At 67.4% G+C, this 16,257-nt stretch carries 16 protein-coding genes; 6 read left to right on the forward strand and 10 right to left on the reverse strand.

Translation table 11 applies throughout. From position 1 onward, the window contains the following. Positions 1-44: 44 nt before the first annotated feature. The 4 genes from Sp245p_RS03080 to Sp245p_RS03095 all read right to left on the reverse strand — a co-directional run bounded on the left by Sp245p_RS03080 (position 45) and on the right by Sp245p_RS03095 (position 3,673). Positions 45-359, reverse strand: coding sequence for a hypothetical protein (locus Sp245p_RS03080; protein ID WP_014241651.1), 315 nt, complete (start codon positions 357-359; stop codon positions 45-47). Positions 360-511: 152 nt separating this feature from the next. Next, positions 512-946 carry a GtrA family protein gene (locus tag Sp245p_RS03085; RefSeq protein ID WP_014241650.1) on the reverse strand — a complete coding sequence of 145 codons (435 nt, stop codon included), beginning with the start codon at positions 944-946 and terminating at the stop codon, positions 512-514. 2 nt (positions 947-948) lie between these two features. Continuing rightward, entirely contained in the window at positions 949-1,989 is a 1,041-nt protein-coding gene (locus Sp245p_RS03090) for a glycosyltransferase family 2 protein (RefSeq protein ID WP_014241649.1), read from the reverse strand. A 55-nt stretch (positions 1,990-2,044) separates the two neighbouring features. Then, the gene (locus Sp245p_RS03095) at positions 2,045-3,673 is read right to left on the reverse strand and encodes a hypothetical protein (protein WP_041811273.1); all 1,629 of its coding nucleotides are present in this window, start codon (positions 3,671-3,673) and stop codon (positions 2,045-2,047) included. Between the two features lie 285 nt (positions 3,674-3,958). Here Sp245p_RS03095 and leuD point away from each other — a divergent pair, with 285 nt between their 5' ends. Together leuD and leuB are read left to right on the forward strand one after the other, a co-directional pair. Continuing rightward, the gene (gene leuD / locus Sp245p_RS03100) at positions 3,959-4,570 is read left to right on the forward strand and encodes a 3-isopropylmalate dehydratase small subunit (RefSeq protein ID WP_014241647.1); all 612 of its coding nucleotides are present in this window, start codon (positions 3,959-3,961) and stop codon (positions 4,568-4,570) included. A gap of 150 nt (positions 4,571-4,720) precedes the next feature. After that, positions 4,721-5,836 (forward strand): 3-isopropylmalate dehydrogenase, encoded by a 1,116-nt coding sequence (gene leuB / locus Sp245p_RS03105; RefSeq protein WP_014241645.1) that lies wholly within the window; start codon positions 4,721-4,723, stop codon positions 5,834-5,836. A gap of 103 nt (positions 5,837-5,939) precedes the next feature. Here the strand turns inward: leuB and Sp245p_RS03110 are convergent, their stop codons facing one another. Then, positions 5,940-6,260, reverse strand: coding sequence for a con-10 family general stress protein (locus tag Sp245p_RS03110; RefSeq protein ID WP_014241644.1), 321 nt, complete (start codon positions 6,258-6,260; stop codon positions 5,940-5,942). A 213-nt stretch (positions 6,261-6,473) separates the two neighbouring features. On the opposite strand from Sp245p_RS03110, the gene Sp245p_RS03115 reads away from it, so the two are divergent. Then, a complete protein-coding gene (locus tag Sp245p_RS03115) occupies positions 6,474-6,992 on the forward strand; it encodes a hypothetical protein (RefSeq protein WP_014241643.1) in 519 nt (172 codons plus the stop codon). A gap of 131 nt (positions 6,993-7,123) precedes the next feature. On the opposite strand, the gene Sp245p_RS03120 is transcribed toward Sp245p_RS03115, so the two are convergent. Next, entirely contained in the window at positions 7,124-7,825 is a 702-nt protein-coding gene (locus tag Sp245p_RS03120) for a hypothetical protein (protein ID WP_129557143.1), read from the reverse strand. A 70-nt stretch (positions 7,826-7,895) separates the two neighbouring features. After that, on the reverse strand, positions 7,896-8,771 hold the full coding sequence (locus tag Sp245p_RS03125; protein WP_014241642.1) for an HpcH/HpaI aldolase/citrate lyase family protein: 876 nt from the start codon (positions 8,769-8,771) through the stop codon (positions 7,896-7,898). 165 nt (positions 8,772-8,936) lie between these two features. Here Sp245p_RS03125 and pdxY point away from each other — a divergent pair, with 165 nt between their 5' ends. Continuing rightward, positions 8,937-9,797: a pyridoxal kinase PdxY gene (gene pdxY, locus Sp245p_RS03130; protein WP_014241641.1), complete on the forward strand. Its 861-nt coding sequence runs from the start codon at positions 8,937-8,939 to the stop codon at positions 9,795-9,797. Positions 9,798-9,845: 48 nt separating this feature from the next. Continuing rightward, positions 9,846-10,424, forward strand: a complete 579-nt coding sequence (locus tag Sp245p_RS03135; protein WP_014241640.1) for an LOG family protein — start codon at positions 9,846-9,848, stop codon at positions 10,422-10,424. A gap of 12 nt (positions 10,425-10,436) precedes the next feature. On the opposite strand, the gene Sp245p_RS03140 is transcribed toward Sp245p_RS03135, so the two are convergent. From Sp245p_RS03140 to Sp245p_RS03150, 3 genes are all read right to left on the reverse strand, one after another. After that, positions 10,437-10,850 (reverse strand): hypothetical protein, encoded by a 414-nt coding sequence (locus tag Sp245p_RS03140; RefSeq protein WP_014241639.1) that lies wholly within the window; start codon positions 10,848-10,850, stop codon positions 10,437-10,439. A 132-nt stretch (positions 10,851-10,982) separates the two neighbouring features. Continuing rightward, positions 10,983-12,137 (reverse strand): cell division protein ZapE, encoded by a 1,155-nt coding sequence (gene zapE, locus Sp245p_RS03145; RefSeq protein ID WP_014241638.1) that lies wholly within the window; start codon positions 12,135-12,137, stop codon positions 10,983-10,985. Positions 12,138-12,223: 86 nt separating this feature from the next. Next, on the reverse strand, positions 12,224-13,603 hold the full coding sequence (locus tag Sp245p_RS03150) for a diguanylate cyclase (RefSeq protein ID WP_014241636.1): 1,380 nt from the start codon (positions 13,601-13,603) through the stop codon (positions 12,224-12,226). 247 nt (positions 13,604-13,850) lie between these two features. Between Sp245p_RS03150 and Sp245p_RS03155 the strand changes: the two genes are divergently transcribed. After that, complete coding sequence (locus Sp245p_RS03155) at positions 13,851-16,127, forward strand: ATP-binding protein (RefSeq protein ID WP_014241634.1); 2,277 nt, start codon at positions 13,851-13,853, stop codon at positions 16,125-16,127. Positions 16,128-16,257 lie beyond the last annotated feature (130 nt).

Below are 16,257 nucleotides of genomic sequence, written 5' to 3' on the forward strand. Positions count from 1 at the left end.
AGTCCATGGCTGCACGGGGTGGTCGAGGCAAACAGTTCACGGTGTCACTGGGTTTCGGCTCCGCCGGTGTCGGCCGTGTCCCCGTCGGGCAGGGTGGCGCCCGACGCGGGAGGGATGCCTTCCAGCAGGTCGAGCATCCGGGCGAGGGTGTCCTCCGACTCGGGCCGCGGCGGCGTTCCGCCGGTGCGCTCCCACGCCTCGTAATCCCAACCCGCGGCGCCCATCGCCATGTCGGGCAACGTGAAATGCCCCTCCACAGCATGGGTCGGCGGTCCGCCCGTGCGGGACAGCCCGACCAGCAGGGCTACGGACACGGTGACCCCAGCCACCCAGGCCCACAGCACGTCGCTGTTGTTCATGGCTCCCTCCCGGCTCTTTGCCAAGGCAGGTCGGTGTCGGGGCCATTCCCGTCGGATGCGCCCCATTCCATGGACGTCGGGTGTCTGCGGCGGCGCACAATGAGGCTTCGGGAGATATCCGGAAGGGGAGGTTGCCCTTGGCAGTCCGAAGGTCAGGCGCCTTTGAAGACCAGATGCTTGGAGGCGGCGAAGTTCAGCGCCATGCCGGACAGCGAACCGGCCGCGACGGCCAGCACCGGGTGGGCCTCGGCGATGGGCAGGGCGGCTTCCAGCCCGACCGAGACGCCGTAATTCACCGCCCCGCCGAAGGCGTTGGCGGCCAGGAAGGTCGCCCATTGCCGGTACAGCGGCGCGTCGGCTGCCCCGCGGAAGGTGAAGGCGCGGTTCAGCGCGAAGGTCGTGGTGGCGGCGGCCAGGTAGGCGGGGATGCGGGCGGCGAAGAACTCCAGCCCGGCGCCGAACACCAGCGCATAGACCACCGCCGTGTCGACCACCAGACCGACCACGCCGACGAGGCCGAACTTGCCGAACTGCACGGCCAGCCGGCCGAGCCGGCTGTCGGACAGGGTGCCGAGGAGATCGCCCATGGTCAGGACCCGGCGGCCTTGCGGACCGGATGGACGCCCGGCGCGGGAATGGACAGGTAGCGCATGCGCTTGGCCTCGCGGCGGCCCAGCGTGACCGTGTCGAGGATCAGCCCGCAGGTCAGGCTGAGGAAGCCCAGCAACATCAGCCCGGTGGACAGAACGGCGGTGGGCAGGCGCGGCACCAGCCCGGTCTGCAGATAGGTCGCCACCACCGGCCAGGCGAGGATCACCGACGCCGCGGCAAGCGCCGCGAAGATGGCGAAGAAGAAGGGCAGGGGGCGCTCCTCCTTCACCAGATTGACGATGGTGCGCAGGATGCGGACGCCGTCGCGGATGGTGTTCAGCTTGCTGTGCGAGCCCGGCGGGCGGTCCTTGTAGGGCGCCTTGATCTCGGCGATGGGCATGTTCAGCTCCAGCGCGTGGACGGTCAGCTCCGTCTCCGTCTCGAAGCCGCTGGCCAGCGCCGGGAAGGACTTGATGAAGCGCCGCGAGAAGACGCGGTAGCCGGACAGCATGTCCTGGATGCGGTTGCCGAAGATCAGCGCGACCATGCCGGTCAGCAGCTTGTTGCCGAAGCGGTGACCGGGCCGGTAGGCCTTGACGATCTCGGTGACGCGGGCGCCGTTGACCATGTCGAGCTGGTCGTCCCACAGCCGCTTGACCATCAGCGGCGCGGAGGGGGCGTGGTAGGTGTCGTCGCCGTCCACCAGCACATAGACGTCCGCCTCGATGTCGGAGAACATCCGGCGCATGACGTTGCCCTTGCCCTGCAACGGCTCGTGCCGGACCACGGCGCCGGCGGCCTTCGCCACCTCCACCGTGCGGTCGGACGAGTTGTTGTCGTAGACATAGACCGTCGCGTCGGGCAGCGCCGCCTGGAAGTCGCGCACGACGGCGGCGATGGCCGCCTCCTCGTTGTAGCAGGGGATCAGCACCGCCACCACGGGAGCCGTGTTCGGGTCCGGGTCCATGGCCGGAGCGGCGGATGCCGCGGTCCGGTCGGATTGACGGTCGGCCGGTCGATCAATGGTGGAGACGGTCATGGCGATGCGCTTCGAAACGGTGCCGGTGTAAGGTTAAACAGCACAATCGCCTGATTTAATCCACTGACCTTTCAAGGTCCGCCATTCGTTGCACGGCGCAGAGGTTCAGCGGCTCGCCCAGGTTGTTGGGGATGACGCGGCAGTTGTCCTGGGCCACCCGCAGCCCCAGCAGGGCGGCGGCCTTCGCGGCGCCGGGCGTGTCGGGGATGGTGCTGAGCATCAGGAAACGCCCGCGGTGCGCCCCCACCTTGTCCTGCATCAGGGCGAGGTAGCCGTTGCCGACCGAGTCCGGCTGGAGGAAGTTGGACTGGATGCGCACGAAGGGGATGCGCGGCGGGAAGGCCGGGATGACGTGGGAGATCGCCCAGTAGCCGGCCATCAGCACCATCGTGTCGTCCGGGTCCTCGATGGGCGGCACGGCGGCCTCGACCCAGCGTTCGCCCCACGGCACGCGGCCCCAGTCGGCGGGCCGGGCGGTGGCCTGGACCAGCAGCAGGAGCGCCGCCGCCAGGGCGAGCGCCGCCCGGCGCGGCACCGGCAGCAGGCCCGCCGCCATGACGATGGCCAGCGGCGCCAGCATCTCCAGCGGCACCAGATAGCGGTAGATGCAGAACATCCCCACCCACAGCGCGTAGGTCACCGCCATGGCGGTCAGCAGGTAGCGGGTGGCGGCGGTGTCGGTCAGTCGCGCCGATGGCCGGTGGAGCGCCCGCCCGAGCAGCGCCAGCGCCGCGGCGGCGGGCACGAGGAGGAACAGCACCAGGACGCGCAGGTCGAGGAAGGGCACCTCGCCGACCTTCAGCGGCGCGAAGGGGAAGACCAGCGGGAAGACCAGGCGCTCCAGCCGCGAGTCCGGGAAGAAGCCGACGTTCACGTAGCCGGACAGGGCGGCGAAGGGCGACTTGAAGATCTGGTTCATGTGCGGGAAGACGGGGTTCCCGTACTCCACCCACAGATGGGCCATCCAGAAGCCGCCGCACAGCGCCAGCCCGCCCAGAACCCCAACGCCGAAAAAGAAGGCCAGCCACAGCCGCCGCCAGGGCCGCGCCGGCAGCGCCAGGAAGGCGAGGCAGAGCCCGACCGCGTAGATCACCGTGGGGTTCTTCATCCCCATCGCCGCCCCGGCCAGCAGCCCCGCCGCGGCCGCTCGCGCCAGGGCGCCCGGCACCGGCCCGTCGATCAGCCGCGGCAGCGACCCCGCCACCACGACCAGCGCGCCGAGCACGCCCAGGCTGACCATGTTGTCGTGGAAAGTGGTGCCGAGCAGCCCCAGCGTGCCGCCCCCGAAGCCGGCCATCACCGCCAGCAGGGCGGCCAGGGCCACCCGCTGTCCCGCGCCGCCGACGCGCAGCGCGGCGTGGGCGAGCAGGAAGGCCAGCGACAGGTTCAGCCCGTGCAGCGCTCCCCAGACGAATCCCGCCACGCGCGCCGGCAGATGGCTGGCGAGCAGGTAGAAGGGCACGTCCAGCAGGGGGTTGTAGAAGCTGGGCATCTGCGCCGGCAGCATGTCCATGCCCAGCCGTCCGGTCAGCAGGGCGTAGGCGTTGTACCAATGGTAGTTCCGCAGATCCCAGTTGGCGTCCATGCCGAGCGCCAGCCCGAGCAGGCCGTAGAGCGGCGGGGCCAGCAGCAGAAAGGCGAGCGCCGCGGTGCGCGGGCGGCGGGCGGTGGGGAGCAAGGTCATGGAGGTCGCGGAACCCAGGGAAGCGTCGGCCCCTTGGTAGGCGAGGGGACGCCCCACAGCAAGGACGGGATGCCGGGCCGGTCCTGGCAGACGACATGGCAGACAACATGGCGGAGGGAATTTGGGAGCAATTTCGTTGCGTCCGGCTGTGTTCCGGGATGCGGAATCGCGCGTCGCGGGCGGCATTTGCGGCAAGCTTCCTCTGGCAATGGCGGGACGGGTCTGCTATTCACCGAACTCCGCATGCACACGCTTGCGCCTCTTTTGCGCGACAGGATTCTGGCGATGGAAAAGTTTACGGTTCTCACCGGTGTTGCGGCGCCGCTGCCGATGATCAACGTCGACACCGACATGATCATTCCCAAGCAATTCCTGAAGACCATCAAGCGGACCGGGCTGGGCAAGCATCTTTTCGACGAGATGCGCTACACCCCCGACGGCGCCGAGGTCGCGGAATTCGTCCTCAACAAGCCGGCCTACCGCAGCGCCAAGATCCTCGTTTCGGGCGACAATTTCGGCTGCGGCTCCTCGCGTGAGCATGCGCCATGGGCGCTCGCCGATTTCGGCATCCGCTGCATCATCGCGCCGAGCTTCGCGGACATCTTCTTCAACAACTGCTTCAAGAACGGCATCCTGCCGATCAAGCTGCCGAAGGAACAGGTGGACCTGCTGCTCGACGACGCGTCGCGCGGGTCGAACGCCATCGTCTCGGTGGATCTGGAGAAACAGGAGATCACCGGTCCGGACGGCGGCAAGATCAGCTTCGAGGTCGATCCCTTCCGCAAGCATTGCCTGCTGAACGGGCTGGACGACATCGGCCTGACCATGCAGCAGGCTGCCTTCATCGACCAGTATGAAGGCAAGCAGCGCGGCGGCCAGCCCTGGCTCTGGGGCTGACCAGCCCGGCTGTGAGGGCCAACCGATACCGGCCCAATGGCATCGGGCCATGACGGCCTTGCGGACCGGCGGGGGTGGACCCACCTTCCGGCCTGTCGGTCCGCGGATTAGACAACACTGATAAAGTCTCCAATGGGGAGTGCGTGCGCCATGCCCGCCAACAAGAAGCTTCTGTTTTTGCCCGGCGACGGGATCGGTCCGGAGGTCATGCGCCAGGTGCGCCGGGTCATCGACTGGCTCGACCGCAAGCGCAACGTCACCTTCGACGTCACCGAAGGGCTGGTCGGCGGTGCGGCGATCGACGCCTACGGCGTTCCCCTGAAGGACGAGACGCTGGCCGACGCCCTGGCGGCGGACGCGGTGATGCTGGGCGCCGTCGGCGGCCCGAAGTGGGACAACCCCACCGACTACACCAAGCGTCCGGAAGCCGGCCTGCTGTCGCTCCGCAAGGAGCTGAACCTGTTCGCCAACCTGCGCCCGGCGGTGGTGTTCGACGCCCTGGTCGACGCCTCGACCCTCAAGGCCGACGTCATCAAGGGCCTGGACATCCTGATCGTCCGCGAGCTGACCGGCGGCGTCTATTTCGGTGAGCCGCGCGGCATCACCGACATCGGCAACGGCGAGCGCCGCGGCGTCAACACCCAGGTCTACACGACCAGCGAGATCCGCCGCGTCGCCCGCGTCGCCTTCGAGCTGGCGCGCAAGCGCGGCAACAAGCTCCACTCGATGGAGAAGGCCAACGTGATGGAATCGGGCCTCCTGTGGCGCCAGGAAGTCACGAAGCTCCATCAGGAGGAGTTCTCCGACGTCACGCTGGAGCACATGTACGCCGACAACGGCGCCATGCAGCTGCTGAAGAACCCGAAGCAGTTCGACGTGATCGTCACCGACAACCTGTTCGGCGACATCCTGTCGGACGAGGCGGCGATGATGACCGGCTCGCTCGGCATGCTGCCGTCGGCCTCGCTCGGCGCCCCGGACGCCAACGGCCAGCGCAAGGCGCTGTACGAGCCGGTGCACGGCTCCGCCCCGGACATCGCCGGCCGCGACCTCGCCAACCCCTGCGCGACGCTGCTGTCCTTCGCCATGTGCCTGCGCTACTCGTTCAACATGGACGAGGAGGCGAAGATGCTGGAGAAGGCCGTGCAGAACGTGCTGTCGGGCGGCATGCGCACGGCGGACATCATGGCGCCGGGCATGGCCCGCTGCTCCACGACCGTCATGGGCGACTCGATCCTGCGCGAGCTGGACAAGCTGGCCTCCTGACCGGTTGCGGCCCCGGCCCGACGGACCGGAGGACGCCGACCAGCCGATGGCGAAAAGAAAGCCCCTCTCCGGTTCCGGAGAGGGGCTTTTCTCGTTGGTGCCGTCAGTCGCCTTCGCCCGGGCGTATGGCGGCCCCGCGTCCGCCATGACTCGCCTGCCCGCCCTTCCGCCCGGCTTCGGCGGCCAGGGACGGGTTCTTGGAGAAGCTGCGGGAGGACGCCGGTACGCTCCGGCCCCCCTTCCGCCCCGCCTCCGCGGCGAGTTCCGGGTTCTTGGAGAAGCTGCGCTTGTCGGCTGGCACGCTTTCCCCGCCCTTGCTGGCGATCTGGCGTTGCCGGTCACGGTCCATCGACGCGAAGCCGCGGTTCGATGTGCGACCGCTCCCGGATTGGACTTCGTCTTGGCCGTTGTCTTTCGAGGCCATCTTCAACCTCCACCTCTGCCACATGTCGGAAAACCAATGGGGGGCGACTTGGTTCCGGGGAGGTCGTGATTCCGATTCCTTCGGCACCCCTAAGTGGCATCGGGACCCATCGGACTGCATCCGGGAACGCTTCGCCTCCCGATTGGTTGAGCGGACGGGGGTAAGCCGAAGCGGGACCACGAAGCAGTGAGCCATAAGCAGAGAGGTTGAACGATGGGAGTCGAACTCACGGCCGAACGACGGCTGTTGTCCGAGAAGGAATTCGAGCAGGTCCGCCGCAGCCATTACCCGGAGCTGGAGGGCTTGCCCCCCGACGAAACCCTGACGCTCGCCCGCTGGCTGCGCGGGGAGCGCGACCGGGCGCGCGACATCATCGCCTCGCGCCGTCGCGGACGGCGGGGCAAGGCCAGCGGCACCGGCCAGCAATCGGCCGACGCCAGCGAACGCGGCCTGTCCGCCAAGAAGCAGGTCTACGCGCGGGCCTTGAAGCGGGTGAACGGGCGGCTGGAGCGATTCCGCGCCGAGCGGCGGCGGGAGATCATCCAGGCCAATCTTCAGGACGCCCTGAAGCGCAGGAAGGACGCGGAGCCCCAGCACCCGTCCCCCGGACGCACCCCCCGCAAGGGCATGCGCCCGATCCCCAGCGGGCGCCGGACGGTCGACACCGACCCGCGCGAGATCGGGCGGGTGTCACAGTTCGTGAAGGATGCCCAGGCGCGCCGCGATTCCTGATTCTCTAGCCAATGAGCGGAGCGGCGGGATTCAGCCCGCCGCCTTCGTTGCCAGCTGTTCTTAATAAGGATCTGATTTTGTTGTGTACTAGAAGGTCTCCTTTAGTAATGTTGTGATGACCAATATGGCTTTTACCGACCTACGATTAGGGCGCCAAAACGAGTGTATGAGTTTACCAGATAGTTGTATATTTTTCGCTCGTAACCAGAAATTTCGCTGAAATTCTTTTCGAACGAATGCCCTTCTTTATCGAAATCAGAAAAAATATCTTCACCATCAGGATAGGAATCTATTTTGTTGAGTTTCTCAAGAATAAACTTCTTGGCGCTGACATGGCTTGAGCTTTTCCGTATCGGATCAAGGCGACCGACAGACCGGAAAATCATGGCGCCTTCATAAAAAACGGTGTTTGGCTTGGCTTCGAAGTGGGTTGGGGAGAGCTTTTCATCGTGGACTTCAAATGTAACCAAGCCTGAAGTCGCGGAGTTGTCACCCACCACCCGCCCTTCTGGTTTGTGCTCCTCTTCTTGGGAACCAACAAGGGTGATGCAGCTGACGATGTCTCCTGCATTTACCATGAATCTCCGGTAAAGGCAGAATCCATAATACACCGATGTGTAAGACTTTAATGAAAACTCCATTGATAGCGTGTTCGATATTCTCTTAATCCATATCAATGCAACGGCGCGACGAAGTTTGGCATCGTCTTCGTTTATGTAATACATGTAATATAAGCCGCAAAAATCATTTGCATAAACTATTTCGTCTTCATTTAACATTGGATTTAACGTTTTTAATAATTTTTCTTTGCGCTTTATATTTTTAGTTGCCATTTCATTGCCGCCTTTCGTGTGTTGGAGAGTTTACTGCCAGACAAACAATGTGCGCTGTAGCGTGCTGGCTTTACGAGGAAAGAGCGTCGATCGCCTCGGCCATGGCGACGAGGCGCCGGGCGTTCTCGACGTGCAGGTTCTCCACCAGCCGCCCGTCCACCAGCACGACCCCCTTGCCCTGGGCGACGGCCTCGGCGTGGGCCTGGATGATGCGGTGGGCCTGGGCGACCTCCTCCTCGCTCGGGGCGAAGGCGGCGTTGCAGGCGGCGATGGTCTTGGGGTGGATCAAGGTCTTGCCGTCGAACCCAAGCTCCCGTCCTTGGACGCAGGACTCGCCAAAGCCCGCGTCGTCGTTCAGGTCGAGATGCACCCCGTCCAGGATGGCGAGGCCGTAGGCCCGCGCCGCCAGCAGGCAGAGGCCCAGACTGGTGAGCATCGGCAGCCGGTCGCGCGTGTGCGCCGCGTGCAGGTCCTTGGCGAGGTCGGAGGTGCCCATCACCAGCCCGCCCAGCTTCGGGCTGGCCCCGGCGATCTCCTTGGTGTTGAGCATGCCCAGCGGCGTCTCCATCATGCACCAGATGGTCTGCCCGTCGGGCGAGCCGTTGGCGCGCAGCACCGCCTCGGCTTGGCGGACCATGTCGGGGCTCTCCACCTTCGGCAGCAGCACCGCGTCGGCCCCGCTGGAGGCCGCCATCACGAGGTCGTCGTAGCCCCAGGGCGTGTTCAGCCCGTTGGTGCGGACCACCAGTTCCCGCCCGCCATAGCCGCCCGCGGCAATGGACGCCTTGATGGTGGCGCGGGCCTCCGCCTTGGCGTCGGGGGCGACGGCGTCCTCCAGGTCGAGGATCAGCCCGTCGGCGGGCAGGCTGCGCCCCTTCTCCAGGGCGCGGGTGTTGGAGCCGGGCATGTAGAGCACGCTGCGGCGCGGGCGGGCGGTGGCGGCCATGGCATTCCCTCAGGCGTTCTTGTGTCGTTGCCGCAGGATTAGCCGCGTCCGATCCCCCTGTCCATGCGGCGCGTAAGGCGTGAAACTCTGGTCTGCATGGAAACATCCCCAGCGTGTGGCGCGGAGGGTTTAGGATGCGTCCCCAACCTTTCGGATCGTCCGCCCATGAAGACCGTCATTTCGATCCAGTCCCACGTCGCTTACGGCTATGTCGGCAACCGGGCCGCGGTGTTCCCGCTGCAACGGCTGGGCTGCGACGCCATCGCGGTGAACACGGTGCAGTTCTCCAACCACACCGGCTACGGCGAATGGACCGGACAGGTCTTCACGGCGGAGCATGTGGCCGACCTGATGGACGGCGTCGCCGCGCGCGGCGTCCTGCCCACCTGCGACGCGCTGCTCTCCGGCTACATGGGCGACGTCGGGCTGGGCCGGGTGATCGTCGAGACGGCGGCCCGGCTGAAGGCCGCCAATCCGCGCGCCGTCTACGCCTGCGACCCGGTGATGGGAGACGTCGGGCGCGGCTTCTTCGTGCGCCCCGGCCTGCCGGAGTTCATCCGCGACCACGCCGTCCCTGCCGCCGACCTGATGACCCCCAACCAGTTCGAGTTGGAGTATCTGACCGGCCGGACGGTGGAGACGCTGGACGACGCGCTGGCCGCCACAGCCGCCCTGCGGGAGCGCGGGCCGCGGCTGGTCCTGGTGACCAGCTTGACCCGCAAGGACGCCGATCCCGGTCACATCGAGATGCTGGCCGACGACCGCGACGGCGCGTGGCTGGTCTCCACCCCGCGCCTGCCGCTGGACCCGCCGCCCAATGGGTCGGGCGACGCGGTGGCCGCCCTGTTCCTGGCCCATTACCTGAAGGCCTTCGATCCGGCCGAGGCGCTGGAGCAGGCGGCGGCGGCCATCTACGCCATCTTCCAGACCACCCGCCGGATGGGCACGCGGGAGCTGCAACTGATCGCGGCGCAGGACGAGTTCGTGAGCCCCAGCCAGCGCTTCACGGCCACCCGCGTCCGGTAAGCCCCTTACGACCACGCGCCCACGAGACGGCGCGCACAGAGGAACGACATGCGGATTTGCGTCTATGCCGGGTCCAACCCCGGCACCAACCCGGCCTATGGCGAGGCCGCGGAGCAGCTTGGCCGCCATATGGCGGAGCGTGGCATCGGCCTCGTCTACGGCGGCGGGCGGACCGGCCTTATGGGGCGGATCGCCGACTCGGTCCTGGCGGCCGGCGGCACGGTCACCGGCATCATCCCGCAATTCCTGATGGACAAGGAGGTCGGCCACCAAGGCCTCCAGGAACTGCGGATCGTCGCCACCATGCACGAGCGCAAGGCCCTGATGGCCGAGCTGTCCGACGGCTTCATCGCGCTGCCCGGCGGCATCGGCACGCTGGAGGAGCTGTTCGAGGTGTGGACCTGGGCGCAGCTCGGCCGCCACGACAAGCCCTGCGGCCTGCTCAACGCCTCCGGTTTCTACGACGGGCTGGCCGGCTTCCTCGACCATGTGGCGGGGGAGCGCTTCATGCAGCCCAAGCACCGCGACATGCTGATCGTCCGCGACACCGCTCCGGGCATCCTGGACGCCTTCGCCGCCTACGAGCCGCCGGCGGTGCGGAAGTGGCTGGACGAGGCCCGCACCTGACCCGACGGGGCCTTACGGCTCAAGCAGCTTCTTCATCAGGGCGTTCCAGTCGCGCTTGAACTGGGTGCCGAAATCCACTTCGGCGACCGTTCCGCTCCGGCCCGCGGGCCGGACGATGGCCGCCGCCTGGGAGTCCGGCTGCGCCTTCGCCTTGCGCTGGACGGTGACGACCCGCTTCTTCGGGGGAGGGTCGGGCTTGCGGGCGGGCAGGGGGGCCGCGGTCACCGTGACGACCGGCGCCTCCCCGGTCTGCGAATTCCGGGAAAAGGCGTCCTTGCACAAGCCGCCTTCACGCGCCCTGGTCAATGCATCCCCATCGAGCAGCCAGCAATCGACGCTGCCCGCCGCGGCGGCGGGGGCGGGATGGATCGGTGCCGTCAGAAAAAGCGCCAGCGTCAGTGCACCGCACTGGGACCGCCAAGGCATGCTTCGCCCTCTCCCTCACCGTTGGACCGACGTTCAGCAATACAACGTCGGGCGCCCCATTATCTTCGGCGCGAAACGGGAGTAGGGCGGCATCGCCGTGGTAACACGGGCGGGGCGCGGCGCCCCGGCCCCTCAGGTGAGATGCTGCTGGCGCAGGTAGTCTTCGGACTGCATCTCCATCAGGCGGCTGACCGTGCGTTCGAATTCGAAGGCGTGGGTGCCCTCGGGGTACAGCCGTTCCGGCGGGCCTTCGGCGGCGACCACGAGGTTGACCTTGTGCTCGTAGAGCGCGTCGATCAGCGTCATGAAGCGCTTGGCCTCGTTGCGGAGCTCATCCTTCATCGTCGGCACGCCGTGGATCAGCACGGTGTGGAAGTGCGTCGCGATGGCGATGTAGTCGGCGGCCCCCAGCGGCTTGCCGCACAGGCTCCAGAAATCCACCAGCGCGACGCATTTGGCGGCGCAGGCGATCTCCACCTTCCGGCCCTGGACCGACAGATGGGTCGGTTCGCCCCGGGCGCCGTCGGTCAGCGTCGCGAAGGTCTGGCGGATCCTGGCGTCGCTCTCTGGGCCGAGCGGCCAGAAATAGACGGGCTTGCCCTGGAGCCGGTCCAGCCGGTAGTCCGTTGGCCCTTCCAGCGCCAGAACGTCCAGCTTTTCCTTGAGCAGGGCGATGAAGGGCAGGAACAGCTCGCGCTGGAGCCCGTCCTTGTAGAGCATGTCCGGCGGCCAATTGGAGGTCGCGACCACCACCACGCCCAGGTCGAACAGGCTGGTGAACAGCCGGCCCAGGATCATCGCGTCCACGACGTTGGTGACGTGGAACTCGTCGAAGCAGAGCAGCCACGCCTCGTCGGCCAGCGCGCGGGCCAGTTCCGGCAGGGCGTCGTCGGCGTCCTTGCCCTTGCTCTTGCCCGACTGGCGGTGCTGGTGGATGCGCTCGTGCACCTCCAGCATGAATTCGTGGAAATGGACGCGGCGCTTCTTCTCCACCGGGGCGGTGTCGAAGAACAGGTCCATCAGCATCGACTTGCCGCGCCCGACGCCGCCGTACATGTAGAGACCCTGCGGCGCCTCCGCCGGTTCGGAGCGCGGACGGCCCAGCCCGAACCGCTCCAGCCAGCCGGCCTTCGCCCCGCCGGCCTTCCCGGCGGGCTGCGGGCTGTAGCCCTTCAGCGCCTTGTAAAGGCTCTGGAGCTTCTCGGCGGCCAGCTCCTGGTCGGGGTCGGGGCGCAGCGTTCCGGTGCCGCGGCGGGCCCGGTAGAGCGAAAGCGGTCCGTCAGACATGGAATTCGCGGGTCTCGGCAGGGAAAGGTCTTACGTAGCCGATGCGTCCCCGCGGGGCAACGCCCGATGCCGGGATGCAGGTGCGCTCAGGCAATCACCACGCGGTTGCGCCCCTGGCGCTTGGCCTCGTAGAGGGCGGCGTCGGCCCGGCGAACGGTGTGTTCGTAATCCGGGTGCCCCTCGTGCAGGGCCGCCCCGATCGAAGCGGTGACCTGCAGCCCGTTCCCGGCGCCCCCGGCACCGTGAAAACGGTGCTCCTCGACCGTCCGGCGCAGCTGGTCGGCCTTCACGCGCAGCGCCGCCTCGTCCATCTCGGTCAGCAGGATGAGGAACTCCTCCCCGCCGTAGCGGAAGACGAAATCGCCGGCCCGGACGTGGGTGTGCAGCAACTCCGCCATGTCCGACAGGACGGAGTCGCCCGCCTGATGGCCCAGCGTGTCGTTGATCGTCTTGAAATGGTCGGCGTCCATCAGCAGCACGGCGAACGGCTTGCCGTGGCGCAGGCTGATGGCCACTTCGCGCTGGAAGATCGCCGGCATGAAGCGCCGCGTCAGCAGGCGGGTCAGCGGGTCGCGCCCGCTTTCGATCTCCATCGCCTTCTCGATGATGGTGCCGAGGACGTAGGCGATCTCCGTGACGTCGTTGTTCAGCTCCTTCACGAAGGCGGGTGTGATCCAGCCGCCCTCCACGGCCGCGGTGACCTTGGCGCTGATGCGGTTGGTGCGCTCGCGGATGAGGTCCAATTCGGTGACGCGGCCGAAGGTCAGCTCCGCCTTGTGGTTCAGCCACAGGCCGAAATCGGAGGATTCGATGGGCGGAGGGCTCGCGTGGTTGCTGTCCTCATGCGCGTAGAAGGACACCACCGTGTTGCGCAGCCAGTCGAACAGCGACGACTTCAGCCGCTCGCCCTCCAGCGCCAGATTGGGGCCGCTCATGAACATCTTCAGGGATTGCTGGTGGCGGACGTTGCCCAGCAGGTCGCCCAGATAGGCCTCGTGCATGTTGTCCAGCACGGTATCCAGCAATTCGCCGACGAACAGGATGGCGGAGGCGGTCTGCGCGCGGCTGAGGTCGGCGGCCAGCAGGCGGGCGGACAGCTCCTTCTTGATGATCCGCATCCCGGCGTTGACCAGCGTCAGCGGGATGTTGATGCGGGCGTGGATCAGCCCGACCTGGTAATTCTGCTCCAGCACCGCCGCGATGGCCTCGTCGCTGGAGGCGGTGAACAGCGCGCCGATCCAGCGCGCCAGCGAGGGGCGCAGCCGTTCCTGGACCAGCGCGTGGCTGAGGAACGTGTTGCTGTCCGGACGGTCCAGCAGGATCGCGTAGAAGATGCCCGAGATCGCCTCGGCGTCGGCGAGGGCGATGGCGGTCACACGCTCGCGCACGGCGGGTTCGGTGTCCGTCCACAGCGACGACAGCGTGGCGGCGAGGATCGCGGCCTTGCGGTCTTTCTGGCTGTCCATCGTCCCTGTTCCTTTGCGCAACCGTCTCCAACCCGTCCGAATTCTTAACGCCCGGAGACCGTCAGGCAAAGCGGCAATCGCTCGTGCGGCTGATCGGCTTCATTGATGCATTAAGGTTAAACTTCCATTATGGTTTTCGCGCGAGATTGGCGGTGGCCGGGGGCGGTACCGTCTTACGTTGGGCAATGCCACGCGGGCGGTCCCTCAACGGCCCTGTTGCACTGCGTGCGGAGAGTTGTTCACAGCCATGGCCAGCCGCAATCCGGTTCGCGACGCGACCTTGCCGCCCTCTGGAATGGGGCCCGCCGGACTGCCCCCCGCCGGACTGCCCCCCTCCGGATTGGGGGAGCGGCTGTTCGAGGTTCTGGGATCGGTGCGCTTCCTGATGAGGGCGTCCGGCGTGGCCTTCATCGTCGTGGTGAACGCGATGATCGCCTACGGCGTCTGGCAGCGCCACGCCGAGGCCGTCCAGGGGGCCGAGCGCTCGACCCGGAACCTCGCCCGCATCCTGGAGGAGCAGGCCGTCCGCACGGTGTTCAGCGTGGACCTGCTGCTGTCCGATCTGGTCACCGTCCTGGACACCCACCCGCAGGCCCGCACCGTGGCGGCGCCGTCGGTGAACGCCCTTCTGCGCAACCGGCGCGACGCCATCGGCCCGATCTCCGGCCTGATTGTGGTGGACGAGCAGGGCCGTGTGCTGCACCACTCCGCCGACAGCAGCCCGCCGGCCTTCGACCTGACCAGCCGGCCCTATTTCGCGGCCCACCGGGACGAGGGCGCGTCGGACGGCGGGCTTCACGTCGGCGCGCCGATTCCCAGCATGGCCTTCCCCGGCACCTACGTCATTCCGATGAGCCGCCGCTGGTCCCACCCGGACGGCAGTTTCGCCGGGGTGGTCGTCGCCATGATCAATCCGTTGCGGCTCGGGGCCGGCTTCGAAGGGCTGCGGCTGGGGCTGGAGGGCACGGTCACCCTGGCGCTGGCCGACGGCACGGTGCTGATCCACCGCCCCTGGGACGAGGGCCGGCAACGGCTCGCCACGCTGGCCGACTGGCCGGAGGTCGACGCCGTGCTGCGCACGCGGGACGCGGCGACGCTGGACAGCGTGCTGCCCACCGACGGGCGCCCCAGCATCGCCAGCGTCCGCCGCGTCGCCGACTATCCCTTCACCGTCGCCGCGACGTTGCCAAAGGCCGAGGCGCTGGGCGAATGGAAGCGCGACAGCGCGGTGTGGATCGCCATGGGCCTCGCCATGTCCATGGTGATCGCCCTGCTGACCTGGTACGTGGAGCGGCAGCAGTCCCGGCGGGAGCAGGACCAGAACCGGCTGGAGCGCGCCTCCCGGCGCATCCGCGGCATCCTCGAATCCATGGTGGACGCGGTGGTCACCATCGACTCCCGCGGCATCATCGAGACCTTCAACCCCGCGGCGGAGCGCATGTTCGGCTATGCCGAGGCGGAGGTGGTGGGACAGAGCGTCAACATCCTGCTGCCGGAAGGCTTCCGCGCCGGCCACGACCGCTCGATGGCCGAATATCGCCCGAACGCCGGCTCGCGCATCATCGGCAACGACCGCGAGGTCCTGGCGCTGCGCCGCGACGGCAGCACCTTCCCGATGAATCTGGCGGTCAGCGCGCTGCGGCTGGGCGGGCCGGACGGGGAGGGCGGGCCGGACGAAAATGGCGCACCGCGGCGCGTCTTCGTCGGCGTCATCCGCGACGTCACCAAGCGCCGGCAGCAGGAGGCCGAGCTTCTCGCCTCCAAGAGCCAGGCGGAGATGGCCAACCGTGCCAAGTCCGACTTTCTGGCCAACATGAGCCACGAGCTGCGCACGCCGCTGAACGCCATCATCGGCTTCTCGGAAATCCTCGATAGTGAGTTTTTCGGCAAGCTGAACGAGCGCCAGAAGTCCTGCGCGAAGGACATCCACGACAGCGGCAAGCATCTGCTGGACATCGTGAACGCCGTGCTCGACATGTCGAAGATCGAGGCGGGCCGCTACGAGCTGTCCGAAGAGGTGATCGACCCCTGCGAGGCGGTGGCCCAGTGCCTGACCATGGTCCGCGACCGCGCGGCCGACAGCGGGGTGGACCTGCGCAACGGCCTGTCCGGCGGCCTTCCCACCGTCTGGGTGGACCGTCGCGCGTTCAAGCAGGTGCTGCTCAATCTGCTGTCCAACGCGGTGAAGTTCACGCCCGACGGCGGCAGCGTCACCCTGGCCGCCCGCGTCGAGGAGGACGGCGCCCTGGCCCTGTCGGTGACCGACACCGGGATCGGCATCCCGAAGGAGTTCATGGAGCATCTGTTCCAGCCCTTCCGGCAGGCCGACAACTCCGCCAGCCGCCAGTTCGAGGGGACCGGGCTGGGGCTGTCGATCTCCAAGAACTTCATGGAGCTGCACGGCGGTTCGCTGACCTGCGCCAGCACGCTGGGTGCTGGGACTACCATGACCCTGCGCCTGCCCGCCGAGCGGGTGATGAAGCCGGAAGACACCGCCGCCCGGATCGCCGCCGCGCTGGTGTGATGCCTGTGAAGGCAGGCGTTCGGCGTCCGGACGGCAAAGAAAAAGGCGCCGCGAGGCGCCTTTTTTGAGGTCCGGGGATTTTCGTCCCCGGCGGTTGGGCGCGGGAGGACGGTGCCCCCCGCAATCCCTT

Origin of the sequence: Azospirillum baldaniorum (genome assembly GCF_003119195.2) — a bacterium.
Lineage (GTDB): Bacteria > Pseudomonadota > Alphaproteobacteria > Azospirillales > Azospirillaceae > Azospirillum > Azospirillum baldaniorum.

What these genes read in the sequence shown, in the direction of transcription:
- Sp245p_RS03155 (WP_014241634.1), top strand. Translation starts at nt 13,851, where the DNA reads ATGGCCAGCCGCAATCCGGTTCGCGACGCGACCTTGCCGCCCTCTGGA.
- Sp245p_RS03135 (WP_014241640.1), top strand. Translation starts at nt 9,846, where the DNA reads ATGCGGATTTGCGTCTATGCCGGGTCCAACCCCGGCACCAACCCGGCC.
- Sp245p_RS03080 (WP_014241651.1), bottom strand. Translation starts at nt 359, where the DNA reads ATGAACAACAGCGACGTGCTGTGGGCCTGGGTGGCTGGGGTCACCGTG.
- Sp245p_RS03150 (WP_014241636.1), bottom strand. Translation starts at nt 13,603, where the DNA reads ATGGACAGCCAGAAAGACCGCAAGGCCGCGATCCTCGCCGCCACGCTG.
- leuB (WP_014241645.1), top strand. Translation starts at nt 4,721, where the DNA reads ATGCCCGCCAACAAGAAGCTTCTGTTTTTGCCCGGCGACGGGATCGGT.
- Sp245p_RS03120 (WP_129557143.1), bottom strand. Translation starts at nt 7,825, where the DNA reads ATGGCAACTAAAAATATAAAGCGCAAAGAAAAATTATTAAAAACGTTA.
- Sp245p_RS03125 (WP_014241642.1), bottom strand. Translation starts at nt 8,771, where the DNA reads ATGGCCGCCACCGCCCGCCCGCGCCGCAGCGTGCTCTACATGCCCGGC.
- leuD (WP_014241647.1), top strand. Translation starts at nt 3,959, where the DNA reads ATGGAAAAGTTTACGGTTCTCACCGGTGTTGCGGCGCCGCTGCCGATG.
- Sp245p_RS03110 (WP_014241644.1), bottom strand. Translation starts at nt 6,260, where the DNA reads ATGGCCTCGAAAGACAACGGCCAAGACGAAGTCCAATCCGGGAGCGGT.
- Sp245p_RS03090 (WP_014241649.1), bottom strand. Translation starts at nt 1,989, where the DNA reads ATGACCGTCTCCACCATTGATCGACCGGCCGACCGTCAATCCGACCGG.
- zapE (WP_014241638.1), bottom strand. Translation starts at nt 12,137, where the DNA reads ATGTCTGACGGACCGCTTTCGCTCTACCGGGCCCGCCGCGGCACCGGA.
- Sp245p_RS03085 (WP_014241650.1), bottom strand. Translation starts at nt 946, where the DNA reads ATGGGCGATCTCCTCGGCACCCTGTCCGACAGCCGGCTCGGCCGGCTG.
- Sp245p_RS03115 (WP_014241643.1), top strand. Translation starts at nt 6,474, where the DNA reads ATGGGAGTCGAACTCACGGCCGAACGACGGCTGTTGTCCGAGAAGGAA.
- pdxY (WP_014241641.1), top strand. Translation starts at nt 8,937, where the DNA reads ATGAAGACCGTCATTTCGATCCAGTCCCACGTCGCTTACGGCTATGTC.
- Sp245p_RS03140 (WP_014241639.1), bottom strand. Translation starts at nt 10,850, where the DNA reads ATGCCTTGGCGGTCCCAGTGCGGTGCACTGACGCTGGCGCTTTTTCTG.
- Sp245p_RS03095 (WP_041811273.1), bottom strand. Translation starts at nt 3,673, where the DNA reads ATGACCTTGCTCCCCACCGCCCGCCGCCCGCGCACCGCGGCGCTCGCC.